The sequence below is a fragment of the Knoellia altitudinis genome, assembly GCF_042666355.1.
Taxonomy (GTDB): Bacteria; Actinomycetota; Actinomycetes; order Actinomycetales; family Dermatophilaceae; genus Knoellia; species Knoellia altitudinis.
In genome coordinates this window covers 2,274,167-2,297,405 of the sequence record NZ_JBHTDK010000001.1, presented here as the reverse complement: position 1 = coordinate 2,297,405, position 23,239 = coordinate 2,274,167, and the positions used below count along the sequence as shown (strand labels likewise).

General features: G+C 70.1%; 30 protein-coding genes. 10 read left to right on the top strand and 20 right to left on the bottom strand.

The window, feature by feature from the left end:
* Positions 1-26: 26 nt before the first annotated feature.
* Positions 27-509, bottom strand: a complete 483-nt coding sequence (locus tag ACFQW8_RS10880) for a CarD family transcriptional regulator (RefSeq protein WP_380087257.1) — start codon at positions 507-509, stop codon at positions 27-29.
* Positions 510-741: 232 nt separating this feature from the next.
* Between ACFQW8_RS10880 and ACFQW8_RS10875 the strand changes: the two genes are divergently transcribed.
* Complete coding sequence (locus ACFQW8_RS10875; protein WP_380087255.1) at positions 742-1,278, top strand: hypothetical protein; 537 nt, start codon at positions 742-744, stop codon at positions 1,276-1,278.
* Between the two features lie 46 nt (positions 1,279-1,324).
* On the opposite strand, the gene ACFQW8_RS10870 is transcribed toward ACFQW8_RS10875, so the two are convergent.
* The gene (locus ACFQW8_RS10870) at positions 1,325-2,005 is read right to left on the bottom strand and encodes a response regulator (RefSeq protein ID WP_380087253.1); all 681 of its coding nucleotides are present in this window, start codon (positions 2,003-2,005) and stop codon (positions 1,325-1,327) included.
* A complete protein-coding gene (locus ACFQW8_RS10865) occupies positions 2,002-3,186 on the bottom strand; it encodes a sensor histidine kinase (RefSeq protein ID WP_380087251.1) in 1,185 nt (394 codons plus the stop codon). Before ACFQW8_RS10865 ends, ACFQW8_RS10870 begins: the two co-directional genes overlap by 4 nt.
* Positions 3,187-3,378: 192 nt before the next feature.
* Between ACFQW8_RS10865 and phoU the strand changes: the two genes are divergently transcribed.
* From phoU to ACFQW8_RS10850, 3 genes are all read left to right on the top strand, one after another.
* The gene (gene phoU, locus ACFQW8_RS10860) at positions 3,379-4,086 is read left to right on the top strand and encodes a phosphate signaling complex protein PhoU (RefSeq protein WP_380087249.1); all 708 of its coding nucleotides are present in this window, start codon (positions 3,379-3,381) and stop codon (positions 4,084-4,086) included.
* Positions 4,087-4,354: 268 nt separating this feature from the next.
* Entirely contained in the window at positions 4,355-4,894 is a 540-nt protein-coding gene (locus ACFQW8_RS10855; RefSeq protein WP_380087248.1) for a SigE family RNA polymerase sigma factor, read from the top strand.
* A gap of 1 nt (position 4,895) precedes the next feature.
* Positions 4,896-6,215, top strand: a complete 1,320-nt coding sequence (locus tag ACFQW8_RS10850; protein ID WP_380087246.1) for a hypothetical protein — start codon at positions 4,896-4,898, stop codon at positions 6,213-6,215.
* 60 nt (positions 6,216-6,275) lie between these two features.
* Here the strand turns inward: ACFQW8_RS10850 and ACFQW8_RS10845 are convergent, their stop codons facing one another.
* From ACFQW8_RS10845 to ACFQW8_RS10830, 4 genes are all read right to left on the bottom strand, one after another.
* Positions 6,276-7,010, bottom strand: a complete 735-nt coding sequence (locus tag ACFQW8_RS10845; RefSeq protein ID WP_380087244.1) for a phosphoglyceromutase — start codon at positions 7,008-7,010, stop codon at positions 6,276-6,278.
* Positions 7,011-7,075: 65 nt separating this feature from the next.
* On the bottom strand, positions 7,076-7,567 hold the full coding sequence (locus ACFQW8_RS10840) for a YbjN domain-containing protein (protein ID WP_380087242.1): 492 nt from the start codon (positions 7,565-7,567) through the stop codon (positions 7,076-7,078).
* On the bottom strand, positions 7,564-8,877 hold the full coding sequence (gene mshA / locus ACFQW8_RS10835) for a D-inositol-3-phosphate glycosyltransferase (RefSeq protein WP_380087240.1): 1,314 nt from the start codon (positions 8,875-8,877) through the stop codon (positions 7,564-7,566). The genes ACFQW8_RS10840 and mshA overlap by 4 nt, the downstream gene beginning before the upstream one ends.
* 23 nt (positions 8,878-8,900) lie before the next feature.
* Positions 8,901-9,692: a hypothetical protein gene (locus tag ACFQW8_RS10830; RefSeq protein WP_380087239.1), complete on the bottom strand. Its 792-nt coding sequence runs from the start codon at positions 9,690-9,692 to the stop codon at positions 8,901-8,903.
* 58 nt (positions 9,693-9,750) lie between these two features.
* On the opposite strand from ACFQW8_RS10830, the gene ACFQW8_RS10825 reads away from it, so the two are divergent.
* On the top strand, positions 9,751-10,572 hold the full coding sequence (locus ACFQW8_RS10825) for a class I SAM-dependent methyltransferase (RefSeq protein WP_380087237.1): 822 nt from the start codon (positions 9,751-9,753) through the stop codon (positions 10,570-10,572).
* Here the strand turns inward: ACFQW8_RS10825 and ACFQW8_RS10820 are convergent.
* Together ACFQW8_RS10820 and ACFQW8_RS10815 are read right to left on the bottom strand one after the other, a co-directional pair.
* The gene (locus tag ACFQW8_RS10820) at positions 10,557-10,880 is read right to left on the bottom strand and encodes a DUF2516 family protein (protein WP_380087235.1); all 324 of its coding nucleotides are present in this window, start codon (positions 10,878-10,880) and stop codon (positions 10,557-10,559) included. The two genes, ACFQW8_RS10825 and ACFQW8_RS10820, sit on opposite strands and share 16 nt — an antisense overlap.
* Positions 10,881-10,929: 49 nt before the next feature.
* Positions 10,930-11,751 carry a TetR/AcrR family transcriptional regulator gene (locus ACFQW8_RS10815; protein WP_380087234.1) on the bottom strand — a complete coding sequence of 274 codons (822 nt, stop codon included), beginning with the start codon at positions 11,749-11,751 and terminating at the stop codon, positions 10,930-10,932.
* Positions 11,752-11,842: 91 nt separating this feature from the next.
* On the opposite strand from ACFQW8_RS10815, the gene ACFQW8_RS10810 reads away from it, so the two are divergent.
* Positions 11,843-12,853, top strand: coding sequence for an ATP-binding cassette domain-containing protein (locus tag ACFQW8_RS10810; RefSeq protein ID WP_380087232.1), 1,011 nt, complete (start codon positions 11,843-11,845; stop codon positions 12,851-12,853).
* Entirely contained in the window at positions 12,850-13,689 is an 840-nt protein-coding gene (locus ACFQW8_RS10805; protein ID WP_380087230.1) for an ABC transporter permease, read from the top strand. The genes ACFQW8_RS10810 and ACFQW8_RS10805 overlap by 4 nt, the downstream gene beginning before the upstream one ends.
* Here the strand turns inward: ACFQW8_RS10805 and dtd are convergent.
* From dtd to ACFQW8_RS10785, 4 genes are read right to left on the bottom strand one after another with little or no spacing between them, the layout of a single operon-like run.
* Complete coding sequence (dtd, locus tag ACFQW8_RS10800) at positions 13,686-14,120, bottom strand: D-aminoacyl-tRNA deacylase (RefSeq protein WP_380087228.1); 435 nt, start codon at positions 14,118-14,120, stop codon at positions 13,686-13,688. The two genes, ACFQW8_RS10805 and dtd, sit on opposite strands and share 4 nt — an antisense overlap.
* Positions 14,121-15,104, bottom strand: coding sequence for an asparaginase (locus ACFQW8_RS10795; RefSeq protein WP_380087227.1), 984 nt, complete (start codon positions 15,102-15,104; stop codon positions 14,121-14,123).
* Positions 15,105-15,135: 31 nt separating this feature from the next.
* Positions 15,136-15,828: a hypothetical protein gene (locus ACFQW8_RS10790; protein ID WP_380087226.1), complete on the bottom strand. Its 693-nt coding sequence runs from the start codon at positions 15,826-15,828 to the stop codon at positions 15,136-15,138.
* A gap of 54 nt (positions 15,829-15,882) precedes the next feature.
* Positions 15,883-16,251 carry a helix-turn-helix domain-containing protein gene (locus tag ACFQW8_RS10785; protein ID WP_380087224.1) on the bottom strand — a complete coding sequence of 123 codons (369 nt, stop codon included), beginning with the start codon at positions 16,249-16,251 and terminating at the stop codon, positions 15,883-15,885.
* Positions 16,252-16,379: 128 nt separating this feature from the next.
* On the opposite strand from ACFQW8_RS10785, the gene ACFQW8_RS10780 reads away from it, so the two are divergent.
* A complete protein-coding gene (locus ACFQW8_RS10780) occupies positions 16,380-16,874 on the top strand; it encodes a DUF4395 domain-containing protein (RefSeq protein ID WP_380087222.1) in 495 nt (164 codons plus the stop codon).
* Positions 16,875-16,893: 19 nt separating this feature from the next.
* Here ACFQW8_RS10780 and ACFQW8_RS10775 read toward each other — a convergent pair whose 3' ends face one another.
* The 3 genes from ACFQW8_RS10775 to ACFQW8_RS10765 all read right to left on the bottom strand — a co-directional run bounded on the left by ACFQW8_RS10775 (position 16,894) and on the right by ACFQW8_RS10765 (position 19,330).
* Positions 16,894-17,736, bottom strand: coding sequence for a BKACE family enzyme (locus ACFQW8_RS10775; protein ID WP_380087220.1), 843 nt, complete (start codon positions 17,734-17,736; stop codon positions 16,894-16,896).
* A gap of 131 nt (positions 17,737-17,867) precedes the next feature.
* Positions 17,868-18,914 (bottom strand): CAF17-like 4Fe-4S cluster assembly/insertion protein YgfZ, encoded by a 1,047-nt coding sequence (ygfZ, locus tag ACFQW8_RS10770; protein ID WP_380087218.1) that lies wholly within the window; start codon positions 18,912-18,914, stop codon positions 17,868-17,870.
* Complete coding sequence (locus tag ACFQW8_RS10765; protein WP_380087216.1) at positions 18,911-19,330, bottom strand: Fur family transcriptional regulator; 420 nt, start codon at positions 19,328-19,330, stop codon at positions 18,911-18,913. The genes ygfZ and ACFQW8_RS10765 overlap by 4 nt, the downstream gene beginning before the upstream one ends.
* 58 nt (positions 19,331-19,388) lie before the next feature.
* On the opposite strand from ACFQW8_RS10765, the gene ACFQW8_RS10760 reads away from it, so the two are divergent.
* Complete coding sequence (locus ACFQW8_RS10760; protein ID WP_380087214.1) at positions 19,389-20,429, top strand: LCP family protein; 1,041 nt, start codon at positions 19,389-19,391, stop codon at positions 20,427-20,429.
* Positions 20,430-20,463: 34 nt separating this feature from the next.
* On the opposite strand, the gene ACFQW8_RS10755 is transcribed toward ACFQW8_RS10760, so the two are convergent.
* Both ACFQW8_RS10755 and ACFQW8_RS10750 read right to left on the bottom strand, forming a co-directional pair.
* The gene (locus ACFQW8_RS10755; RefSeq protein ID WP_380088656.1) at positions 20,464-21,018 is read right to left on the bottom strand and encodes an AAA family ATPase; all 555 of its coding nucleotides are present in this window, start codon (positions 21,016-21,018) and stop codon (positions 20,464-20,466) included.
* A 32-nt stretch (positions 21,019-21,050) separates the two neighbouring features.
* Positions 21,051-21,560, bottom strand: coding sequence for an FABP family protein (locus ACFQW8_RS10750; RefSeq protein WP_380087212.1), 510 nt, complete (start codon positions 21,558-21,560; stop codon positions 21,051-21,053).
* Positions 21,561-21,595: 35 nt separating this feature from the next.
* Between ACFQW8_RS10750 and ACFQW8_RS10745 the strand changes: the two genes are divergently transcribed.
* Positions 21,596-21,973 (top strand): DsrE family protein, encoded by a 378-nt coding sequence (locus ACFQW8_RS10745; RefSeq protein WP_380087210.1) that lies wholly within the window; start codon positions 21,596-21,598, stop codon positions 21,971-21,973.
* Positions 21,974-22,007: 34 nt separating this feature from the next.
* On the opposite strand, the gene ACFQW8_RS10740 is transcribed toward ACFQW8_RS10745, so the two are convergent.
* On the bottom strand, positions 22,008-22,943 hold the full coding sequence (locus ACFQW8_RS10740) for a hypothetical protein (RefSeq protein ID WP_380087209.1): 936 nt from the start codon (positions 22,941-22,943) through the stop codon (positions 22,008-22,010).
* 4 nt (positions 22,944-22,947) lie between these two features.
* Positions 22,948-23,220: a MoaD/ThiS family protein gene (locus ACFQW8_RS10735; protein WP_380087208.1), complete on the bottom strand. Its 273-nt coding sequence runs from the start codon at positions 23,218-23,220 to the stop codon at positions 22,948-22,950.
* Positions 23,221-23,239: the final 19 nt, after the last annotated feature.

Sequence of the window (23,239 nt, the reverse complement as noted above, 5' to 3'; positions counted from 1 at the left end):
GACACCGACGTGAGTGTCAGCAACGTTCAGGACGCGAGGACCTCGTCGAGGATGGTCTCAGCCTTGTCCTCATCGGTCTTCTCTGCCAGGGCGAGCTCGGACACGAGGATCTGACGGGCCTTGGAGAGCATCCGCTTCTCGCCGGCGGACAGTCCGCGGTCCTTGTCTCGACGCCACAGGTCGCGCACGACCTCGGCCACCTTGATGACGTCGCCGGAGGCGAGCTTCTCGAGGTTGGCCTTGAAGCGGCGCGACCAGTTGGTCGGCTCCTCGGCAAACGGGGCGCGAAGCACCTCGAAGACCTTCTCGAGGCCGGCCTTGTCGACGACGTCACGCACGCCGACCAGGTCGCAGTTCTCGGCAGGAACCTCGATGACGAGGTCTCCTTGGGCCACCTTGAGCTTCAGGTACAGCCTCTCAACGCCCTTGATGGTGCGCTTGTTGATCTCTTCGATGCGAGCAGCCCCGTGGTGGGGGTACACGACCGTTTCACCGACCTTGAAAACCATATGCAACTTGCCCCTTTCGCGAGGGCAAGTTTAACACGCCGGCGCCGTCAAGCGGAATCGGAGCGGACGGCATACCTGCAGGTCAGAACGCTGAAAAGCGTTGGCGGGCACCGAAACTGGGTCTTGACACAACGCGATTCCCGTGCCTGCGGTTCCGTCCGGCGACGGCTGGCAGCACTCGCGCACAGCACTGTGCACACAGCGGAGCATCGCGCTCGCTACGCTGTCCCCCGTGACGACCGCACCTCTGACGACCCCCCGCCATCGCCTCCGCGCCGCCCTCGCGGCCGCCGTGCTCGGCACCACCCTCCTGGGCGGGTGCGCTGTGTTCTCGCCGGTGCAGACCGACTACAACTACCAGGCGGCCGACGGCGTCAACACGACGTTCGGCGACCTCGAGGTGCGGGGCCTGCTCGTCGTCGCCGACGCCAAGGACGGCCAGGGCACGGTCGTCGGTCAGCTCGTCAACACGAGCAACGAGGACATCGAGGTCGCCTTCGCCAGCGAGGGCGCCACGGGGGCTGAGGTCACCGTCCCGCGACGCTCCTCGCTCAGCCTCGGGGAGGAGCCCGTCACGCTCTCGTCGGTCGCCGCCGCTCCCGGCGACGTCCTCCAGCTCCAGATGGCCACCCCGGGCACCGGCCAGAACGTCCTCACCGTCCCGGTCCTGCCCTCCGCTGCCTACTACGAGGAGGCACGGCCGCCAGGATCCACCGGACCCGCGAGCCCGTCGCCCTCGGCGAGCGAGTCCGAGAGCGCGAGTCACTGACGGTGCACCGCTCGTTCGGTGCACCGCTCGTTCGGGCGCGACGTGGTCAGGCCTCGAACTTGTAGCCGAGCCCGCGCACGGTGACGATGTGCTTGGGCGCAGCGGGGTCGGGCTCCACCTTGGCGCGCAGCCGCTTGACGTGGACGTCGAGGGTCTTGGTGTCACCCACGTAGTCGCTCCCCCACACCCGGTCGATGAGCTGCATCCGGGTGAGGACGCGACCCGTGTTGCGCAGGAGCATCTCGAGCAGCTCGAACTCCTTGAGCGGCAGCGGGGTCGTCGTGCCACCCACCGTGACGACGTGGCGCTCGACGTCCATCCGGACCGGCCCTGCCTCGAGCGTTGTGGGAAGCAGCTCCTCGGGCTCGCTGAGCCGGCGCAGGACCGCCTTGATGCGGGCGAGGAGCTCGCGTGAGGAGTAGGGCTTGGTGACGTAGTCGTCGGCGCCGAGCTCGAGGCCGACGACCTTGTCGATCTCGCTGTCCTTGGCGGTCAGCATGATGACGGGGACGTTGGAGCGCTGCCGGAGGGCACGGCATACGTCCACGCCCGAGAGCCCCGGGAGCATGAGGTCGAGCAGGACGAGGTCCGCCCCGGCGCTGTCGAACTCGGTGAGCGCATCGTTGCCGTTCTCGGCGACGCTCACCTCATAGCCCTCCTTGCGCAGGAGGTAGGACAGGGGATCGGAGAAGGACACTTCGTCCTCGACGACGAGAATGCGAGTCACCTTGCTTGTTCTCCTTGTGCTGTGCCGACCGCGGGACGGTCGGAGTCTGCTGCAGCCCGGTCGGACGCGGCAGGAAGTCTCATGGTGAAGGTGGAGCCGTGGCCCTCCTCGCTCCAGACGGACACGTCACCGCCATGCGTGGCGCAGACGTGCTTGACGATGGCGAGACCCAGACCGGTGCCACCGGTCGCCCGCGAACGCGCTGCGTCGACCCGGTAGAAGCGCTCGAAGATGCGGCTCTGCTCGGTCGCCGGGATCCCCTGGCCCTGGTCGGACACCGTGACCTCGACGGTGTCACCCACCCGGCGGGCCGCCACGGCCACCCGGGTGCCGGTCTCGGAGTAGTTCACGGCGTTGGACACGAGGTTGGCCACGGCCGTCGCCAGCAGCTCGGCGTCGCCGAAGACGCTCGCCCGCTGGTCCACCGCCGCCTCGAGCGTGATCTGGCGGGCCTCCGCGGCGACGCGCACCCGGTCGACGGCCTCGGCGACCACCCGGGGGATCTCGACGAGCTCGGGCTCGTGGAGGGTGTCGGCGACCTGGAGGCGGGAGAGGTCGACGATCTCCTTGACGAGGCGGGTGAGGCGCGTGGACTCCACCTGGATGCGGGCCGCGAAGCGCGACACGGCCTCGGGGTCGTCGCGTGCGTCGAGGACGGCCTCGGCGAGGAGGGCGATCCCACCGACCGGGGTCTTGAGCTCGTGCGACACGTTGGCGACGAAGTCGCGGCGCACCTCCTCGACCCGGCGGGCGTGGGTGTGGTCCTCGGCGAGGATGAGGATGTGCGGGGCTCCGAGGGGTGCGACGCGGGCCTTCATGAGGGTGTTGGTCGTCGTGCCGAAACCGCGCGCGAGCTCGAGCTCCACCTCGCGGATCTCCCCGTCGCGCCGGACCTGCCGGGCGAGCTGACGCAGCTCCGTGTGGACGAGCTCGCCGTGACGCACGAGGCCATAGCTCACGGCGGAGGCGGAGTTGTTGACGACGGCGTCGGAGGAGTCCAGGACGATGGCGATCGACCTCAGCACGGCGAGGACGTCACTCACGCCCGCGGGCAGCGGCGGTGGGGCGCTCGGGGGGATCGTCGTCAGCGTGCGTTCGCTCAACCGGCTCGCGGCGACGGCCACGGCACCGATGACGAGCCCCAGGCCGCCACCCACGAATCCCGCGAGCGATGCATCCACCAGATCAGCGTAGACGGACGGAGAATGAACTCTGACCCACCCGGGAGTGAGCAGAGGTGGGCAGGAGTCAGATGTTCACCTGCCCGGTGGCGGGAATTCATCACCTCGTGCCACGCTGCCGACGTCGATCGACGTCCACGTCTGCGAGCCCGCCGGGCCGGAGGACGAGATCGCCACGTCGAGAGGGAGCACATGCGCAAGGCATTCCACGAGGAGCTGGACCGAGTCACCGAAGGGCTCGTCGAGATGACGCGTCTGGCGAGCTCGGCCATGTCTCGGGCCACGACCGCACTGCTGGACTCGGACGTGCAGCTCGCGGAGTCGGTCATCGGCGCCGATGCTGCGATCGACGCGCTCCGCGAGGAGCTCGACCTCCTCTCCTTCGACCTGCTCGCCCTGCAGCAGCCGGTGGCGACCGACCTGCGCATGGTCGTCACGTCGATGCGCATGAGTTCCGACATCGAGCGCATGGGCGACCTGGCCCGCCACGTCGCCAAGGTCGCTCGGCTGCGCTACCCGAACTCCGCCGTGCCCCCGGAGCTCCGCTCGATCATCCTCGAGATGGGCCAGGTCGCCGAGCGCATCGTCACCAAGGCCGGGTCGGTCATCGCGGCCCGCGACGTCGAGGCCGCCAAGCAGATCGAGCGCGACGACGACGCGATGGACGACCTCCACCGGCAGCTCTTCGAGACCTTGGCGTCGCCCTCGTGGAACCACCCGGCCGAGGTCACCGTCGACATCACGCTCGTCGGCCGCTACTACGAGCGGTTCGCCGACCACGCCGTCTCCGTCGCCCGCCGCGTCATCTTCCTCGTCACGGGTGAGCAGAACGCCGACAGCGAGGCCAGCCACGAGGACGCCGAGGACGACGAGGCGCACCCGGAGACCACGACCCCCTGACGCGGTCCTCCCGCACTGCGAAAGACCACGGATCCCGTATGCCGGCCGCCCGGCATACGGGATCTGTCGCGTTCCAGGCCGCTCGCCTACCGGCGGACCACCTGCTCTTGCGCCCCAGCAGTTGCTGAGCACGGATTCGCGCCGCCCCGACTGAGCTGATGGTCCGCCGGTAGAGGAAAGGCACATTGCCGGTATGCCGCACTCAACCTTTGGCGCGCAGGTCGCGTTCTCTTGGGGGACAGGGTGGGATCGACGTGAGGATGGGGACGTGGACCGAGGCGATGAGGCGGCGTTCGCCGAGTTCGTGACGCGGGAGTGGACGCGGCTCGTGCGTGTCGCCTTCCTGCTCACGGGGGACCTGGGGCGCGCCGAGGACCTGGTCCAGCAGACGCTCGTCAAGGTCCACCGGCACTGGGTGCGAGTTCACCGTGACGGGTCGCCGTACGGCTACACACGGGCTGCGCTCGTCAACGAATCGACGTCCTGGTGGCGGCGCAAGCGGGTTGACGAGACGTTGGGCGAGATCCCCGCACACGCCGACCGTGCGCGTTCCGATGCATATGCCGGCATCGATAACCGACAAGAGCTCATCCAGGCGCTCGCCAAGTTGCCGCCGCGGATGCGCGCCGTGATCGTGCTGCGGTTCTACGACGACCTGTCCGAGGCCGAGGCCGCTCACGCCCTCGGGATCTCGGTGGGCTCGGTCAAGAGCCAGACCTCTCGGGGTCTCATCCGAATGCGGGCGGCGATCACCGACGCCTCAGAACCCGGACGCCTCACCCCGACCACTTCGACGAAGGGAGCGTGACATGAGCATCGAGAACCAGCTCCGGGATGCACTGACGTCTCACGCCGGCTCGATCGAGTCGGTGGAGGCGAACCCCTACGAGCGGGTCTCCGCAGCAGTGGGTCGGAACCGGAGACGTCGCCGCGCCGCGGTAGCGACCACCATCGCGGCAGTCGCGGCCCTTGCGATCGGCGTCCCCGCGGTCTCCAGCCGCGTCGCTGACGGCCGGACGACTCCGGCCGGGCTGCCGCCCGCGACCGACAAGGCATGGAACTCCGTCACGACCTGGCCACTTCGCGGCGCGTTGGCTGGCGACGGCGCTCTGGTCGATGCCGTGCAGGACAAGTTCGACGGGCGCGCGGTGTTCGTGGAAGACGTCGACACCAGACGGGTGGCGCTCGTCGTTCGCGGCGATCAGCTCATCATTGCGGCGGGCCCCCGCGGCGCCGAGGGGCAGGCGCTGTCCCAGAACACGCAGGTGGGAGCCCCGAACATCCGTCAGGACAGCCTGGTCAGCGTGGCAGCCGGTAGTGCACTCGTCATCATCACGACGCCAGACCGCACGTCGGCCGAGGTCTCGGGCACACCGGACATCGCGCTCGACGGCGCGGTGACTCGCTCGTGGGCGACGCTCCCTCTGACCGGAGGGATCGGGAGAACGGCGCTCACTCCGCTGACGCGCTTTCGCCTGGGCTCGTCCGTGGGACCGGTGTTCCCGCTCACGAAGGAGGCAGAGAAGACGACGCTCAACCCTTGCGAGGACGGCTGCACGGGACCGCGGGCGACGATCGAGGCCCGTACGACCGCGGACATCGCACGGACCCTCGAGTTGGACCCCTCCCGGATCAGCACCACCACGCTCTTCAACGGTGAGGTTCCTCGCGAGATCGCGACGGCGGAGGCCCCGGCGTCGGACACCCCGCGACCAACGCTCCTCGTCATGCACAGCAGGCTTCCCGGCGGACAGATCGTGCGGACAGCGGTATTGCGCAGCGCTGATGCTGAGCGGTCGATGAATCTCAGTGGACCCATCGATGCCCGCCGGGCGGATGCCGTCCCTCTCCTGCTTTTCGTCAACGGAACCAGCATCAAGGAACCCGCCCTACCCACCGCACCCACGAAGGTCCGCATCTTCGTTGCCGGCGGCACCGGCCTGCGTGCCGTGTTGGGGAGCACCAAGTCGGCGGTCATCCCCATCACCGGCCACTTCGCCAACTTCTCCCTCCCGGTGTCGCCGACAGACTTCTGGGCTCACCGTTTCGAGGTTCTCGAACGCGGCACCTCGCTCGGCACCTTCGCCGTGACGGCTCCCATGACGGACCCGTTCGAAGTCGGACCCTGACGCGACCCATGAAGATGAGCGGACGGCATACCCACTGCTTGCGGTGAGTAAGTCGGTGTGTCAGCGGCCCTGGTTGGCGACTGCCGCCGCGGCGGCCTCGGCGGCCGCCGGGTCGAGGTACTCGCCGGGCTTGGTCGGCATGAAGTCGTCGCCGAGCTCGTAGACGAGCGGCTGGCCGGTGGGGATGTTGAGCCCGGCGATGTCCTCGTCCGAGATGCCGTCGAGGTGCTTCACGAGACCACGAAGGCTGTTGCCGTGGGCGACGATGAGGACCGTCTCGCCAGCGGTGAGGTCGTCCCGGATCGCGCCCTCCCAGTAGGGCGTGAACCGCTCGATGACGTCCTTGAGGCACTCCGTGCGCGGCACCTCGATGTCGGCGTAGCGCGGGTCGCCGCTCTGGTCGAACTCCGAGCCGAGCTCGATCTCGGGCGGCGGGGTGTCGAACGAGCGACGCCACAGCATGAACTGCTCGTCGCCGTACTTCTCGCGCGTCGCCGCCTTGTCGAGACCCTGGAGCGCGCCGTAGTGACGCTCGTTGAGCCGCCAGTCGCGACGCACCGGGATCCAGTGGCGGTCGGCGACATCGAGAGCGAGGTTCGCGGTGGTGATGGCGCGACGCAGCAACGACGTGTGCACGACGGTCGGCAGCACGTCCCGCTCCTTGAGCAGCCGCCCGCCTGCCACCGCCTCCTCTCGCCCCTGGTCGTTGAGGTCGACGTCGACCCACCCGGTGAAGAGGTTCTTCGCGTTCCACTCGGAGTGGCCGTGACGCAAGAGGATCAGGGTGTGTGCCATGGGCGGCAGCCTAGCGAGGCGACCCACGTGCGGACCGGGAGCACCCGGCATACGGAATGGGTCGGTCAGGACGTGTCGAGGAGGTGACGGAACGCCTCGAGGTTGCGCAGCGACTCACCGCGCGAGACCCGCCAGTCCCACTCCTTCTGCATCGAGGTGAGGAAGCCGATGACGAGCAGCTCGTTGAACGGCGAGTCCGCCGCCTCGAGCACCACGCCGAACAGCTGGTCGAGCAGGTCGGCGTCCACACCCGCCGCCGGGACGTGGCCGGTGACATAGACGTCGCCGCTGCCGTCGATCGCGTAGGCGAGGCCGGGCAGGCGCAGGTTGCGTCGCAGGAGGCTGCGATAGAACGCCTCGTGGTTCTCGTCGGGGTTGCGGATGACGAACGCGGACACGGAGAGGTCCGAGCCTGCCACGAGGGACACGACGGTCCTGAGCTTCTTCTCACCGGGCAGGGTCACGACGAACTCGCCGTCGCGCGCACCCGCCTCCCACTCGATCTCCGTGTCGTCGAGGAAGCGCTCGATCGTCGCGGCCAGGGCCGAGGTGCTCACGGGATCACTGCCGTCGGTATGCCGGCCAGCGTGTCGGACTCGTTGATCGAGGCTCTGCGTGGGGTCGCCAACGCGGCTTCGTAGACAGAGGCCAACCGCTCCGCGGTCACCTCCCAGGCGAACCCCCGCGCCCGCTCGGCAGCGCGCGCGGACAGGTCCGCCTGACGCTCCGGGTTGTCGATGACCGACTCGATCGCGTCCACCCACGCGTGGAGGTCGTGCCCGTCGACGAGGAGGCCGGCATCACCCACGGCCGTGGGGAGTCCCCCGACGTCGGTCGCCACGACGACCGCACCGCACGCCTGGGCCTCGACGGCGACGAGCCCGAACGACTCGTTGTGCGACGGGACGGTGACGACGTCGGCGGCCCGCATCCACGTGGCGAGGCCGTCACGGTCGGTGGGTGCGACGAAGCGCACGAGATCGGCGACGCCCTCGTCGAGGGCGAGCCGGTCCAACGCCATCGGGGTCCGCACCGCACCTCCGCTGGGACCCCCGAGGATGCCGACGACGAGCCGCCGGCGCAGCGTCGGGTCCCGGCGGGTGAGCATCGCGGCGGCCCGGATGAGGAGGTCCGGGGCCTTGAGGGGCTGGATGCGTCCGACGAAGAGCAGGAGGACGGCGTCGTCCGGGACATCGACGCTGCGGCGGGCCTCGGACCTGTTCCCCGGGTGGAAGACGTCGAGGTCCACACCCGGGGGCACGACGTCGACCCGATCGGGGTCGGCGCCATAGAGGTCGACCAGCTCGCGGCCCTCGTCGCGGGTGTTGGCAACGAGGCGGTCAGCGGCCTCGACGACCTGCGCCTCACCGATCTCGCGCCCGCGGGGCTCCTCGGCGTCGCCCTCGGCACGGTGGAGGTTCTTGACCCGGGCCATCGTGTGCATCGTGTGGACGAGCGGGACGTCCCACCGGTCGGCGGCGAGCCACCCGACCTGACCGGAGAGCCAGTAGTGCGAGTGCACGAGGTCGTAGTGGCCCTCCGGCGCGTGGGCCGCGACCCGCATCATGCCGGCAGCGAAGGCACAGAGCTGGCCGGGAAGGTCCTCCTTGTTGAGCCCCTCGTAGGGGCCGGCGGCCACGTGACGGACCTTGACCCCCGGCTCCACCTCGACGACAGCGGCATCCGAGGCAGTGGTCTGCCTGGTGAAGATGTCGACGCCAATCCCCCTGCGCGCCAACCGTTTTGCCGTCTCGATGACATAGACGTTCATGCCGCCCGCATCACCCGTGCCCGGCTGTGCGAGCGGTGACGTGTGCACCGACACCATCGCGACCCGCCGGCGGATCCGTGGCTCGTCAGTCGTCATCCGGCCAGTCTGGCACGCACCCCTCAGCCCGGTCGCGGCACACCGCTGAGGTTGAGGGTCGCCCGGTTGGACCACACGTGGACGTCGAGCCGGCCGTCCGGGCGCAGATCGAGCCCTCGGGTCTGGCTGGCGGGACCCACGCCGATCACCGAGCGTCTGGCCGACGTCAGGGCCTGTTGCTCCCCCGTCGTCCTGACGAACCACCAGCCGCGCTTGCGCAGGTTCATCGAAGGCAGGGCCGGCGGGAGCCCCGTCGTCGCGGGCATGGCGTCGAGGTGGACGACCACGGCGTCAGCGCCCTGCACGTGCGCCGTGACGTGCACCCCCGACGTGGTGAGCAGGAAGACGAGGCGCAGAGGCATCGTCCGGGGCGCCCCGTCGGACTCGTCATAGACCTCACCGAGGTATGCCGCCCGCCCCGGTTCGATGCGTACCTCGTCGATCCGGACGTGGTCGAGAGTCGCGTCGACGTGCTCGATCGGATGGCCGTCCCGGCGGTCGAGGTCGCCGAGGACGGCGCTGACCGGGGAGCCGCGGGTGATGGTGTCGATGAGGGGCCCCGACGCGGCGGAGACCCGGAAGCCGGACTGGTAGGCAGCGACCGTGTAGCCGCGCCCGAGGGTGGCGATCCCGCGGGCGTCCGGGTCCACGGTGAGCAGACCGGGCTCCACGGGCACGAGGCCGATGTCGGTGCGCAGGACACCCGGCAGCCAGGTCGCGATGCCCAGGACAAGGGCCGCGGTCACGGAGACGACGAGCGCCACCATGCTCCGACTCACGTCGCGGCGGCCGCCGCGCACTCCCCATAGGCGCACGTCCGCAGCCTATGCGGCCCGGCTCTCGCGGGATCCCGCTGCTCGTACGCTTGGGTCCGTGGCAAGGACGAGACCGGTCGGGGTGATCACCCGCGGGACGACCAACCCCAACCGCCTTCGACGATGTGACCGCTGGCTCGCCGGGCCCGCCTCTGGCCGCCTGCGCCGGGCCACGTCCCACGCGCCGGTCGTCGTCGACCTCGGTTTCGGCGCCTCCCCCGTGACGGCCGTCGAGCTGCACGAGCGGCTGAGCCGGGTGCGTGCCGACGTCGAGGTGGTCGGCATCGAGATCGACCCGGACCGGGTGGCTGCGGGGCTGCTGCTGGCACGCCCGGGCCTGAGCTTTCGTCTCGGCGGGTTCGAGGTGCCGCTCGACGGACGCGACGCGACGGTGGTCCGGGCCTTCAACGTGCTGCGCCAGTACCCCGAGGAGGAGGTCGCCGCGGCGTGGGCGTCGGTGTGCCGTCGACTCACGGCCGACGGCGTGCTGGTCGACGGCACCTGTGACGAGCTGGGAAGGCTGGCCACCTGGGTGGCGGTCGAGCGCTCCGGCCCGGTCAGCCTCTCGCTCTCGTGGCACCTCCGCGGCCTCGACCAGCCGTCGGTCATCGCCGAGCGCCTCCCCAAGGCGCTTATCCACCGCAACGTCCCGGGTGAGCCCGTCCACGACTACCTGACCGACCTCGACCGGCAGTGGGCACGAAGTGCCAGCCACGCGGCATACGGTGTGCGACAGCGGTTCCTGGCCACGGCGCACGCTCTGCGTGACGCCGGCTGGCCCCTCCTGGACGGACCGGCCCGTTGGCGGCTCGGTGAGCTCACCGTCGCCTGGGACGCCGTGGCTCCCGGCTCAGCGCCGGTGGCTCACCAAGGACCGTAGGGGCCCTGGCGGGAGCTGTTGCCGCGGCCCTGGACCGCCTCCACCGCCGGCCGGACGTCGGCGAGGTAGACCCCTGCGGCGACGATGCCGATGATGGCGAGGAACCCGAGCCCACCGAGCGAGACGAACCCAAGCAGGGTGGCCACTCCTGTCACGCCGAGCCAGAAGTTCTTGGTCCGCTTGCTCGCGGCCTCGAAGGCATCGGCCCGGGTCTTGAGGGCGTGCACGAAGGCGAACACCTCGAGTGCCAGTGCCGCGATCGTGAGCGCGAGCATGACGTAGCCCTGGGCCTGGCCGAGTTCGAACATGGTGCCAGCCTACGTGGCGCCGATGACGACGGTAGTGTGTCGGCCACAGTCAGGATCTCGAACGTGCCAGCCTGGCCTCGAGGCCGTCGAGGAGAGCGGTGAGACCGAGGTCGAACGTCTCCTCCCAGCCGGCCGCGAACGCGTCCATGGGCAGGCTCGCCAGCACCGGGTAGGAGTCGGTCGACATCGCGCGTTCGAGCACCGGCGACTGCGCGGTCCAGAACTCCTCGTCGCTGACTCCGGTCCGCTGCTCGGCCCTCGTCGCCTGGACCTCCTGACGGGCGAGGCCAGTGACGTAGGCGTCGAGCGACATGATCACCATCATCTTCTGCTGGCCGGTGAGGTCGACCTCATCGAGACCACCGAGGAAGAGCTCGAGTCCGGCCAGGGCGTTGGGTCCGAGCAACGGGCGTGACTGGTCCACCTGGAGGAGCCAGGCGTGCTTAAGGTAGTTCCGGTAGGACCCTCGCGCACACTCCTCGAGGTGCTTGCGCCACCCGGCGTCGCGCGGCGGTTCCTCGTCCGGCACGGCGTTGACGTGGTCGATCATGAGGTCGAGGAGCTCGCTCTTGCCGGGCACGTGCCGATAGAGCGACATCGTGCCGACCCCGAGGTCGGCGGCGAGTCGCCGCATCGAGACCGCATCCAAGCCCTCGGCGTCCGCCACCTCGACGGCGCGGGACACGATCGCGCCGAGGGTGATCGAGGCCTTGCGGCCGCGGGTGGCCTGCTCACGCATCCCCCACATGATCGCGAGGCTGACGTCGATGTCGCCGCCACCGCTGGCCGCCGGAACGGACTCCGAATGCCGTCGACGCGTCGTCGCGTGCTGCTTCTCGCCCTGTGTCGTCGCGCCGGTGTCAGAGGTCATGTCCGCAGGCTAACCGGTGGGGGGGTTGCACTGGGTACGCCGTACGCACTAGCCTTTGCGTACGGCGTACCCATATACAGGAGGTGGGCAGGTGCGAACCGAACAACCTGCGATCGAAGCAGAGGGCGTGCGCAAGTCCTTCGGCACGAAGATCGCCCTCGACGACTTCTCCCTCACGGTGCCGCGCGGCACGGTGCAGGGACTGCTCGGCCCGAACGGAGCCGGGAAGACGACCCTCGTCCGGATCCTCACGACGTTGTCCCGCATGGACGGAGGGCGAGCTCGCGTCGGCGGTCACGACGTCATGACCGAGCGCTCCCGGGTGCGCGCCAGCATCGGGCTGACCGGACAACGCACGGCCCTCGACGAGATCCTCACGGCCCGACAGAACCTGCAGACCTTCGGCCGCCTCTTCCACCTGACGAGGAAGGAGGCGGCCGTGCGGGCGGACCAGCTCCTCGAGCAGTTCAGCCTCACCGACTCGGCGGAGGTGCAGGTCAAGACCTTCAGCGGCGGGATGCAGCGTCGCCTCGACCTCGCCTCGAGCATGATCCTGGCGCCGCAGGTGCTCTTCCTCGACGAACCCACCACCGGCCTCGACCCTCGCGGTCGTCGCGAGGTGTGGGACGCCGTCCTCACCCTGGCCGCGGGTGGCACGACCGTCCTGCTCACGACGCACTACCTCGACGAGGCCGACCGTCTCTCCGACCGCATCGCCGTCATCGACCAGGGGCGACGCATCGTCGAGGACACACCCGAAGGGCTCAAGCGGATGATCGGCGGCGACCGGCTCGACGTCGTCCTCCACGACTCCGCAGACGTGGCCCGAGCGGCGCAGCTCGTGGCAGCCGCCACCGGCGACACCGACCCCCAGGTCGACGCCGACGGTGCCCGTGTGAGCGTCGCCGTCACGGACCGGGTCTCCGCCATCGGAACCGTGATCCGGGCGGCCGAGGAGGCCGGGATCGGCGTCGCCGACATCGCGCTGCGCCAGCCCACCCTGGACGACGTCTTCCTGCGGCTCACCGGACGGCCGGCCGACGCCGACACTGACGCCGACGAGCCCCCCTCCGCCATCATGAAGGAAGGTGCGCTGTCATGACCACCACGACCTCGTCCACTCCGCTGACCCCTCTCGCCACTCCCGAGCGGCGGTGGACCTGGGCGATCACCGACTGCCTCACCATCGTCCGGACCGAGCTGTCCCACCTCGTCAAGCAACCCTCCGAGATCGCCTGGCAGCTGGGCTTCCCCATCGTCTCGGTGCTGCTCTTCGTCTACGTCTTCGGCAGCGCCATGGAGGTGGGTGGCGGAATGGACTACAAGACCTTCGCGATGCCGGGGATGCTGGCGATGACGATGGCCTTCGGCTTCATGAACACCGCCTACATCGTCGCGATCCAGAAGGAACGCGGCGTCATGGACCGCTTCCGCTCGATGCCGATGGCGCCCTCCGCAGTCGTCACGGGCCGTGGCGTGTCCGACGTGCTACGGGCCGGCCTCGACCTCCTGGTGCTTGCCGTCATCGCCCTGGTCATCGGGTGGCGATCGCAGGGATCGCTCATGGAGACGCTCGCCGCCTTCGGACTCCTGCTGCACCTGCGCTTCTCCCTCATCTGGGTGGGGATCGTGCTGGGGCTGCTCGTTAAGAACGAGGAGTCGGCCGGCAACCTCTTTGCCGTGGCCTTCCCCTTCGGGATGGTCTCGAGCGTCTTCACCCCGCCCAGCCTCATGCCCGACTGGCTCGGCACCATCGCCATGTGGAACCCGGTCTCCTCGACCGCGACCGCGATCCGCGAGCTGTTCGGCAGTCCCTCGGTCGCGGGCAACACCTGGATCGAGACGCATAGCCTGCTCATGGCGGTGGTCTGGCCGCTGGTCATCACGGCGGTGTTCCTGCCCCTGGCGATCCGGCGCTACCAGGGCCTCAGCCGCTAGGAGGCGTCCGAGTCCACGAGGATCGTCACGGGACCGTCGGCGATGCTCTCGATCTCCATGTGAGCGCCGAAGCGACCCGTCGCCACCGTCAGGCCGCGGGCACGCAACGCCGAAACCACCTGTGCCACAACGGGTTCGGCGACCGCGCCCGCAGCCGCTGCGCTCCATGACGGACGGCGGCCCTTGCGGGTGTCGGCAAGGAGCGTGAACTGGCTGACGACGAGCACCGGCGCCCCGGCATCGGTCACCGACTGCTCGCCCTCGAGCAGGCGCAGGTCGGCGATCTTGCGCGCGATGAGCTCGACGTCGGCAGCGCCGTCGTCGTGCCCGACCCCCACGAGCACGAAGAGGCCCGGCTCGGTGATCTCACCGACCGTCACACCCTCGACGACGACTGCCGCCCGTCGGACCCGCTGGATGACTGCGCGCACTCAGATGCCCACGGCGACAACGGATCCCACGGGTTCACCGTGCCCCAGGACCGGTGCGTCCTCGAGCGCCTCGAGTGCGTCGGTCTCGACGCCGAGGCGCCGGAGGACGGCGGCGAGGATGACGGCCCGGGCCCGCTGTCCGCCGTCCGCGACCTTGATGGCGATACCGCGTCCGTCAGCCAGCCCCACGGCATACACGGCTTCGGCACCGTCCTTGGCGATCGCGCCAGGGGTGCCCTGGATGAACGTCGTGACGTCGCGACGGGAACCACCGAGGTACTCGGGGTGACTGCGGATCGCGTCGGCGACGCGGGCCTCGTCGGTGCCGGGCGCAGCACTGGCGATGCGACCGAAGGCGCGAGCCAGGCCCGCGAGCGAGATCGCCATGACCGGCGCGCCGCAGCCATCGATGGCGGTCGCAGCGACGGGCTCCCCCGCGAGCTCGGCGAGGGTCTCGTCGCAGGCGCGCTGCAGCGGATGGTCCAGCTCGAGGTATGCCGTGTGGTCCCACCCGGCGGCCACACACGTCGCGAGCATGCCGGCGTGCTTGCCCGAGCAGTTCTGGGCGAGCGACTGCTTGTCGTGCCCTGCCCGGATCCAGTCCAGCCTGGCCTGGTCGTCGATCGGGAAGTCCGGGGTGTTCTGGAGGTCGGCCACCGTGAGGCCGGCGCCGTCGAGGATCTCGCGCACCGCAGCGAGGTGGAAGTCCTCGCCGGAGTGGCTCGCACTGACCAGGGCGAGGTGGCGGGGAGCGATGTCGAGACCGTGGCGCACCATGGCGAGGGCCTGGACCGGCTTGTTCGACGACCTGGGGAACACCGGGTCGTCGGCGCTGCCGAGCTCCAGCTCGACCGAGCCGTCTGCCGAGGTCACGGCGACGCTGGCTCGGTGGACGGACTCGACGAAGCCGCCCCGGATCGCTTGCGCGAGAACCGGGGCGGCATCGAGGACAGCAGGGGTGCGGGAGGTCTGTGGGGTGCTCACACGTCCCAGACTAGGTCCGCGGGGTGTTGCGTCAGCTGCCGACCTTCTCGGCGGCCTTCGCCGTGGCCTTGGTGCTGGAGGCGGCGGCCTTCCGGGCGCTCGTGGTGGTGGCCTTGGCCGACGTGGTGGTTCGCTTGCGGGCCTTGGTCGCCGTCGTGGTGGTGCGCTTGGCGGCGGTGCGGGTGCGCTTGGCGGAGGCCTGGACCTCGGTGGCGGCGAACTCAGCGTCCTCGGCGACGGTGTCGGCGACGATCTGCGCGACGTGGGTGGCTTCCTTGCGACCCGTGGTGAAGGTGGCGAGAGCCGAGGAGCGGACGTCGAGGATGGCCTTGCGGGCGGTCGTGACGGCACCCCTGCCGAGGCTGAGGGTGGTCTCGGCCTGGGCGACGAGGTCCTGGGTGGCCTTCTGGTTCCTGATGCGGGTGACGAGCTGCTCGCCACGCACGGCGAGCTCCTCGTAGCCCTTGGCGACCTCGTCGACGGTGGCGACGCCCTGGTTCAGGGCCTTGGTCGGGAGAGCCTTGACGTCCTCGATGGCGACACCGGCACGCTTCTGGACGGCGGTCGGGGCCAGGTCGGCCCGGACCTTGTCGGCGCGGAGGCGGGCCTCACGGGCCCGCTCGACGGCGAGGTCCGTGGCACCGACGACGGCGAACAACGCGTTGCTGGGGCTCTTGGTCGAGGCCTTGGGGGTCGTGGTCCTGATGGTGGTCTTGGCGGCCATGTTCACTCCTGGGTGAGGGGGTCGGGTGATGCGATGCGTGTGGAGACGTCGGGCTCAGCGCTGAGGGTCCGCGCCGATGAAGGACTCATAGACGTCGAGCAGGGTCGCTCGTTGACGGTCGGTGAGGTTCGGGTCGGCGGCGATGGCGTCCCGGACGGTCGTGCTCGTGGACTCGGCGGCCGGGTGCTCGTCGAGGATCCCGGCCTTGACATAGAGCGTCTCGGCGGAGACCTCCAGCCCCTTGGCCAGCTGCTGCAGGATCTCGGCGCTCGGGCGCTTGAGACCGCGCTCGAGCTGGGACAGATACGGGTTCGAGATCCCGACGAGCTCGGACAGCTGACGCAGCGACAGACGGTGCGACAGACGCTGCTCGCGCAGGTAGTCGCCCAGTCCGGCGAGGTCGTTCAGCGGGTTCCGGCTCATGCACCCATTGTGCTTGCTCTAGTTAGCAGAATGCAAACCGGGGCAAGCGTGATGGCGGACACACCCTCTCGACGCCCAAAGACGAGTATGCCGCGTGCTTGGGTTTGGCATAACCTTGCCTTATGTCGATGCCCGAGCTCCTCACCTTCCCCAACCCGGTCAACGAGAAGGCGGCCCGGTCGGTGGCGGGCGGCGTCGTCGTGCTGTCGGTGCTCACGCTGGTCACCCAGTGGTGGTGGCTCGGCGCGCTCCTCGCCGTGGGGTTCGCACTGCGCGTCGCGGGCGGGCCCCGCTACAGCCCTCTGGGACGCCTGGCCGTCCACGTCATCGCCCCGCGGCTCGGGGAACCGCGTCTGGTGCCGGGTCCGCCGAAGCGCTTCGCCCAGACGGTCGGCCTGCTCTTCAGCGCCGGCGCCGCGGTCGCCCTGGCCCTGGGAACCACCATGGTCGCGACGGTCCTGCTGGTGATCCTCGTCGTCTTTGCCCTGCTCGAGTCGGCGCTCGGGTTCTGCGCCGGCTGCTGGGTGTTCGGTCACCTCATGCGGCTCGGCGTCATCCCGGAGGAGACCTGCGCGGCCTGCAACGACATCACCCTCCACCAGAAGGTCACGCAGCCCGCCTGACTCGTCCCGGCTCCTGCTGTCAGGGGCGGGGCTTGATGCCGAGGAGCTCGCGGGCCTGCGCCGTGGACATGGGCGGACGCTGCATCGTCGTCGCCAGCACGGCCGCCCGGGCCACGAGCTCGGAGTTGTGCTGCACCTGCTGACCGCGGGCGAACACCACGTTGTCCTCCATGCCGACGCGCAGGTGCCCCCCGGCCGACAGCGCCGCAGCCAGCACCGGCAGATGGGTCCGGCCGATCCCCGTCGCTGACCACGACGTCACCTCGTCGGGCAGCATCGCGACCCCGGTCATGAGCGCCGCAGCAGTCCCCGGCATCGCGCCCGGCACTCCGAGGACGAAGTCGACGTGCACCTTGCCGCCGAACGGCAGACCGTGGGTGTCGAGCAGCCGCCGCAGCGCGTGGACGTGCCCCAGCTCGAACAGCTCGAACTCCGGGACGACCTCGCGCTCCTGCGCCCGGACATAGAGGTCGGACATGAACCCCCACGGGTTGAGGAACACGTCGTCGCCGAAGTTCGTCGTGCCGCACGTCAACGAGCACGAGTCGGGCTCGGCGTCGAGCACGGTCAGCCGCTGGTCGAGCGGGTCGTGCACCGAGCCTCCGGTCGAGAGCTGGACGATGAGGTCGGTCTCGGAGCGGATCGCCTCGACGGCCGCACGCAGGTGCCCGCCGTCGAGCGTGGGCCGGTGCTCGTCGTCGCGGATGTGCAGGTGGATGAGGGCGGCCCCCGCCGTCTCGCACGTGCGCGCCGTCTCGACGAGCTCGTCGAGGGTCGTGGGCAGCTGCGGCACGTCGGCCTTCGCGTGCTCCGCCCCCGTGGGGGCGACGGTGATGAGGGTCGCGGACGCTGCGGTGGCCATGGCGTCAGTCTGTCAGGGCCGGTCGGGGCCATTGGGACCCACCGACCCGTTCCCCCGACGAACTCTCGGTTCGCCTGGCATCCGAGGTCAGGCGAGGTGGGAGAAAGCCACTTCAGGCGGGAAAGGTGGGGTCAGCGGGCGACGATGACGGTCTGCGCTCCGGCGACCGTCCCAGCCACGAGGTCGACGTCCTCAGGAGTGTTGCGCTTGACCACGGCCAGGGCGATGGGCCCGTCCTCGTGGTGCCGGGCCACGCTGGTGATCCGGCCGACCTCGCGGCCCTCCAGCACGAGCGGCGCCCCCGCCTCGGGCAGCAGGTGACCCGAGCCGTCGAGGTGCAGGAAGACGATGCGACGCGGTGGCCGACCGAGGTTGTGGACCCGGGCCACGGTCTCCTGTCCGCGGTAGCACCCCTTGTGGAGGTGCACCGCCGTGCGCAGCCAGTCGACCTCGTGCGCGATCGTGCGGTGGTCGGTCTCGAACCCCAGCCGCGGACGCCAGGCAGCCACCCGCAGCGCCTCCGCCGCCCAGGTGCCGGCGAGCGGGCGGTCGCCCGCAGCCGACTCCAGGTCGGCGCGCGGGACGATGAGCTCGCGCCAGCGGCGCGCCTCACCCGGGTGCGCGGTCTCCGGACCGTATGCCGCCGTGTCGCCGACGAGGTTCGGCCAGGGGTCGACCCATGCCAGGGGCTCTCCCTCGACACTGGCAGCCGAGAGCGGCTCTCCGAGAACGGCATACGAAGAAGTGAGGTCGGCAACCTCGACCCGCAGCATGAAGCGCATCGAGTCGAGCCAGCCCGCGAGCGCCGGCGCCGTCCCGGGCTCCACGGTGATCCAGGTCGACTCCCCGTCGTCGACGACGTGGAGCGCGTGCTCGATGTGGCCCTTGGGTGAGAGGACGAGCGACTCGGTGGAGACGCGCGGGGCCAGGCCGGTGAGCTGTTGGGTGGTGATCGAGTGCAGCCACGACAGCCGGTCCGGCCCGCTGACGCGCACCACTCCTCGGTGGGAGAGGTCGACGACGGCCAACCCCTCCTCGAGGAGGCGTTGCTCACGACCGGGGTCGCCGTAGTGGGCGGCCACGCCGGCGTCGAGGCCCTCACCCGCGACGGCGTCGGGCCGGGTCAGCAAGGGCGAAGCCAGGGCGAGGACGGCGGGCTCTGTTGATGTGTCGGTCATGGCTGCTTCCTGCAGGTGCGGCAGAGGCCGTGGATGGCGGCGTGGGTGACGTCGGCCTCGAATCCAAGAGAACCCTCCAGGCGCGCCACGAATTCCGACGCCACCTCGGCAGGCGCCTCGTCCACGGAACCGCACTCACGGCATACGACATGGATGTGGGTCGCGTGCCCGGCGAGGTGATAGCTCGGCACTCGGTGGTCGACGTGGGTGTGGGTGACGAGACCGAGCTCCTGGAGCGCCTCGAGCGAGCGGTAGACCGTCGACAGCGCCATCGGAGGGCCTGCCTTGACCGAGACGGCCTCGACGATCTCCTCCGGGGTGGCGTGCCCCAACCGCTCCACCGCGTCGAGGACCTGCTGGCGCTGCGGCGTGAGCCGCCGGCCGGCGGCTCGCAGACGCGTGCCGAGATCACTCACACGACCAATGTATGCCGGTCGGCCGGCTCGTCGAGACCGCGCACCTACACTTGGCCGGGTGCTAGACGACTTCGCCTCCGAGGACAGCCGCGTCGCCCGTCCGGAACGCAGGCGTCCGCGCTGGGGTCGGCGGTTCGTCATCGTCGTCGCCTCGTTCCTGGCCCTGACGTTGGTGGCCGCAGGTGGTTTCGTCTTCTTCCTCAACCAGAAGGTCGCCGGCAACATCACCCAGGACGACCTCCTCCCCCAGGCGGCCCCGTCGGCCACGCTCCCCGACGGGTCGACCGTGCCGCTCCCCCAGGGCGGGGTCGGCGAGAACTACCTCATCATCGGCTCCGACGCGCGCCCCGGTGAGACGGCCAGCCGTTCGGACGTGATCGTGCTGGTGCACGTCCCCGAGGACAAGAGCGCCGTGCAGCTCGTCCACTTCCCTCGTGACCTCTATGTCTCCATCCCTGGTCGGGGCAAGAACAAGATCAACGCGGCCTACGCCTTCGGTGGGGCCCCGCTGCTCGTCAGCACGATGCAGAACCTCCTGGGCGTCAGGATCGACCACGTCGCCCAGACCGACTTCGAGGGCTTCCGCACGATGACCGATGCGGTCGGCGGGGTGCGCGTCTTCGCCGAGGAGGCGAGCAGCGGGGGCGGCGGGCCGACGGACATCCCCATCAAGGAGGGCTGGAACGACCTCAACGGTGACCAGGCCCTGGCGTTCGTCCGCGAGCGCTACGAGCTCTCCGAGGGAGACATCTCTCGTGGCCGCCGCCAGCAGGCGTTCATCAAGGCCCTCATGCTCAAGGCACTCAGCCGCGAGGTCATCACCAACCCGATCAAGCTCACCAACTTCATCGACGCGGCGACCGACAACCTCGTCGTCGACCGCGGCCTCGACGTCGGCACGATGCGCAGCGAGGCCATCTCGCTTCGCAACGTGCGCAGTGGCGACGTCGTCTTCGTCACCGCGCCGTTCACCGGCTTCGGCACGGCTCCGGACGGCGGGTCCATCGAGATCCTCGACGAGTCCGGCATCTCCGCGCTGGGCAAGGCGTTGCGCACGGACAAGATGGACGACTACGCCGACGTGTCCGTCACCCCCTGACCGACGCTGCCGTGCCGCCTCGCCCGGCTGCGTGCTACGTCCGGCCGGGCAGGAGTCGGAAGGACCCGTCCCTGACGCCTTGGCTCACCAGCGCCAGCGTCTGGTCCGCGGAGTGCTGTGTGGTGTCCAGGACGTGGCGCTCGAGCTCTCCCAGGTCGGCGAACCGGTCCCACATCGCCAGGATCGGCTCCTCGTCGGTCAGCGCGTCGACGCCCGTGCGCGCCCGGGCTCGGGCCAAGGTCGTGTGCCGAGCAGGGCGCAGCACGACGTAGTGCGTCACCGTCTCGCGGCCGTGCCGCAGCGGCAGCTCGAAGTGGCGGAGCATCCAGGGTCCGACGACTCCGTCCACGACCACGGTGTAGCCGCCCTCGGCATAACCGAACGCGGCCATGGCGACCACACGCAGGACCGTCTCGTTCTGCTCGTGAGCCTCAGCCAGGTATGGCGGGATCGACCCGGCCGTGATGCTGTGCCAGAAGTCGTCGGTGTGCAGGTGGACCGACCTCTCGTAGCCCCGCGCGAGTGCTGCCGCGACGGTCGACTTGCCCGCTCCCGGGGGCCCGCTCAGGACCACGACCTCGCCTTGCATCGTGCCCACGATACGACTCCTGGGCTCGCCGGTCAGTCCGCTCGCTTGAGCTCCGCCGACAGGTGCGAGGTCAACGGCTGTCCCATGGCGGCCATGTCCATGACCCACATCAGGTTCGACTGCACGTAGCCATACATGCGGTGTCCCGCGGTGTACTCCTTGGCGTGCGGGCTGCGCATGACGCCATCGGTGCGGAGCTCGACCTTCGCGGGCTGGGCGTGCCCGGCATACATCTCCACGAAGCCCGTCGGGTGCGACAGGAGGAGCTCCACGTTGGTGCCGTCCTCGGTCTCGGGCACTGGACGCCAGAAGCCGACCTCGGTCGCGAGCGGGCGGACCTTGTCACCCGCGTCGTCGAGGAGCCAGGTCTGGCTGCGCCACTCGAGGAACGGCCGGCCGTCGTGGGCGCAGATGATCTCCTGGCCGAAGTTCCTGGACTCCATCGTGGGGTAGCCGACGACACCGGCTCCGACCCACTTGCCGATGAGCCAGGCGAGCGGAGCGAGCTCGGTCGGCAGGTCTGTGTCGAGATGGAAGGCCACGAGTGGGATCGTAGTCGTACCCCTCAGGAGGACCCATGGCCAATCCCCCGACGATCCGACCCCTCGTCGTCAAGATCACCTGCGGCGCTGAAGCACTCGAACGCCTCAACCAAGGTTTCACCGTTGCCGTCATTGCTGTGACCGCCGGCGCCGAAGTCAGTGTGTGGCTCACCGGGGAGGCCACGTGGATGGCCGTCGCCGGCCGGGCCGAGGAGCTCTCGCTCCCCCACGGTGCCCCTCTCGCCGGCCTTCGGGACGCCTTGCTCGCCGGTGCCACCGTCACCGTCTGCGGCCAGTGCGCGGCGCGCCGAGACCTTTCACCCGACGACCTGCTGGAGGGTGCGGTGATCCGGGGCGCGGCGGCCTACGTCGACGAGATCCTGCGCCCGGACGCGCAGGCGATCGTCTACTGACGACGGCGTATGCCGTGGTGTCCCTTCGCCGGCGTCAACCGACGAGGATGCGCGACAGGAGGTAGACGGGCACGGCGGTCACGAGGACCGACGCCGCCGCCGCCGTGATCTGGCCACGCATCCCGCGAATGGGTGAGAGGGTGCACAGGGTCCGGCGCATGACGTGGGCCAACGTGCCCGCGACCACACCGAGGAGTGCTCCCGAGGGCCAGCCGACGACGTCGACGAACAGGCCCGCGACGCCGCCGACGACGAGAGCGATGGCCCCCGCGACCGGCAGCATCCACGACCGGGCCCGGGCGAAGGGCGCGCCCAGATCGGCGACCGCCGAGAGGGCCAGCGCCGCCATGACGACGGTCACGACCTCGCGACCACCGGAGGTGCGGCCCAGGGGGACGTAGGCGGCACCGATGGCTGCGACGGCGATCCCCGCGCCGCTCACCGCCAGGGACTGGGTCAGGCGCGGCCGACCGTCCCGGCGCAGGAGCTGGTGCATGAACATCGACAGGAGGGCCAGGGCGACCACGACGGGGACATGTCGCAGGTAGGGCTCGTCGGGCGTGAGCGCCACGGCCGTCGGGGCGAGCACTCCGGCGAGACCGATGGCGAGGGACGAGCCGAACCTGCTCGACGAACCCATCAGCTCGGGCCAACCCCAGGCGACGACGAGGCCACCCCAGGCGATGGCGGCCGCTCCGAGGGCGTGGTCCGCGGCCGTTGCCAGTGCCAGGAGCAGGGCGAACACTGCCGTGGCCGGGACGAGGGTGAGTCGTCGCTCGGTCGCGATCGGCGGAAGGATCGGGTTGCGGCGGCGCTCCTCCCGCGCCGCACGGCGGGCAGCGCGCGACTCGCTGATCGGCGCGGCAGTGGGCGCGCTCGGGGACTGGCTCACCGGCCTGCTCCCCGACTCACCCATCGGCTCCGTCACGTCCACGATCGGCATCCTGCCATCAGCCGAGACGTCGGGCATGGCCTCATCCGCCGGCAAAGGGTGGGAGCACCTCGACCACCTTGTCGTCGCCGACCCTGACGTCACGACCGACGGACCGGCCGTCGACGAGGACCGAACACACCGCCACGACGTCACGCAGCCCGGGGTGGGCCGCCACCGCCGCCTCGAGGATGTCACCCACGAGCGGGCCCGCCTCGACCGTCTCCTCGGTGACCCCTGCCGCCGCCCGGGCACCGGCCCAGTAGCGCAGGGTCACCGGTCTCATGCCCCGGTGAGAGCCGTCAGTCGCGGTCATGTCCACCTATTCTGTGCTG

Bases quoted from the DNA above. Each gene is read 5' to 3' on its own strand.
- ACFQW8_RS10820 (WP_380087235.1), bottom strand. From the start codon at position 10,880: ATGTTCGAACTCGGCCAGGCCCAGGGCTACGTCATGCTCGCGCTCACG.
- ACFQW8_RS10740 (WP_380087209.1), bottom strand. From the start codon at position 22,943: ATGCCCGACGTCTCGGCTGATGGCAGGATGCCGATCGTGGACGTGACG.
- ACFQW8_RS10850 (WP_380087246.1), top strand. From the start codon at position 4,896: ATGAGCATCGAGAACCAGCTCCGGGATGCACTGACGTCTCACGCCGGC.
- ACFQW8_RS10755 (WP_380088656.1), bottom strand. From the start codon at position 21,018: ATGCAAGGCGAGGTCGTGGTCCTGAGCGGGCCCCCGGGAGCGGGCAAG.
- ACFQW8_RS10745 (WP_380087210.1), top strand. From the start codon at position 21,596: ATGGCCAATCCCCCGACGATCCGACCCCTCGTCGTCAAGATCACCTGC.
- ACFQW8_RS10845 (WP_380087244.1), bottom strand. From the start codon at position 7,010: ATGGCACACACCCTGATCCTCTTGCGTCACGGCCACTCCGAGTGGAAC.
- ACFQW8_RS10780 (WP_380087222.1), top strand. From the start codon at position 16,380: ATGCCCGAGCTCCTCACCTTCCCCAACCCGGTCAACGAGAAGGCGGCC.
- ACFQW8_RS10880 (WP_380087257.1), bottom strand. From the start codon at position 509: ATGGTTTTCAAGGTCGGTGAAACGGTCGTGTACCCCCACCACGGGGCT.
- ygfZ (WP_380087218.1), bottom strand. From the start codon at position 18,914: ATGACCGACACATCAACAGAGCCCGCCGTCCTCGCCCTGGCTTCGCCC.
- ACFQW8_RS10775 (WP_380087220.1), bottom strand. From the start codon at position 17,736: ATGGCCACCGCAGCGTCCGCGACCCTCATCACCGTCGCCCCCACGGGG.
- ACFQW8_RS10790 (WP_380087226.1), bottom strand. From the start codon at position 15,828: ATGGCCGCCAAGACCACCATCAGGACCACGACCCCCAAGGCCTCGACC.
- mshA (WP_380087240.1), bottom strand. From the start codon at position 8,877: ATGACGACTGACGAGCCACGGATCCGCCGGCGGGTCGCGATGGTGTCG.
- ACFQW8_RS10805 (WP_380087230.1), top strand. From the start codon at position 12,850: ATGACCACCACGACCTCGTCCACTCCGCTGACCCCTCTCGCCACTCCC.
- phoU (WP_380087249.1), top strand. From the start codon at position 3,379: ATGCGCAAGGCATTCCACGAGGAGCTGGACCGAGTCACCGAAGGGCTC.
- ACFQW8_RS10815 (WP_380087234.1), bottom strand. From the start codon at position 11,751: ATGACCTCTGACACCGGCGCGACGACACAGGGCGAGAAGCAGCACGCG.
- ACFQW8_RS10785 (WP_380087224.1), bottom strand. From the start codon at position 16,251: ATGAGCCGGAACCCGCTGAACGACCTCGCCGGACTGGGCGACTACCTG.
- ACFQW8_RS10735 (WP_380087208.1), bottom strand. From the start codon at position 23,220: ATGACCGCGACTGACGGCTCTCACCGGGGCATGAGACCGGTGACCCTG.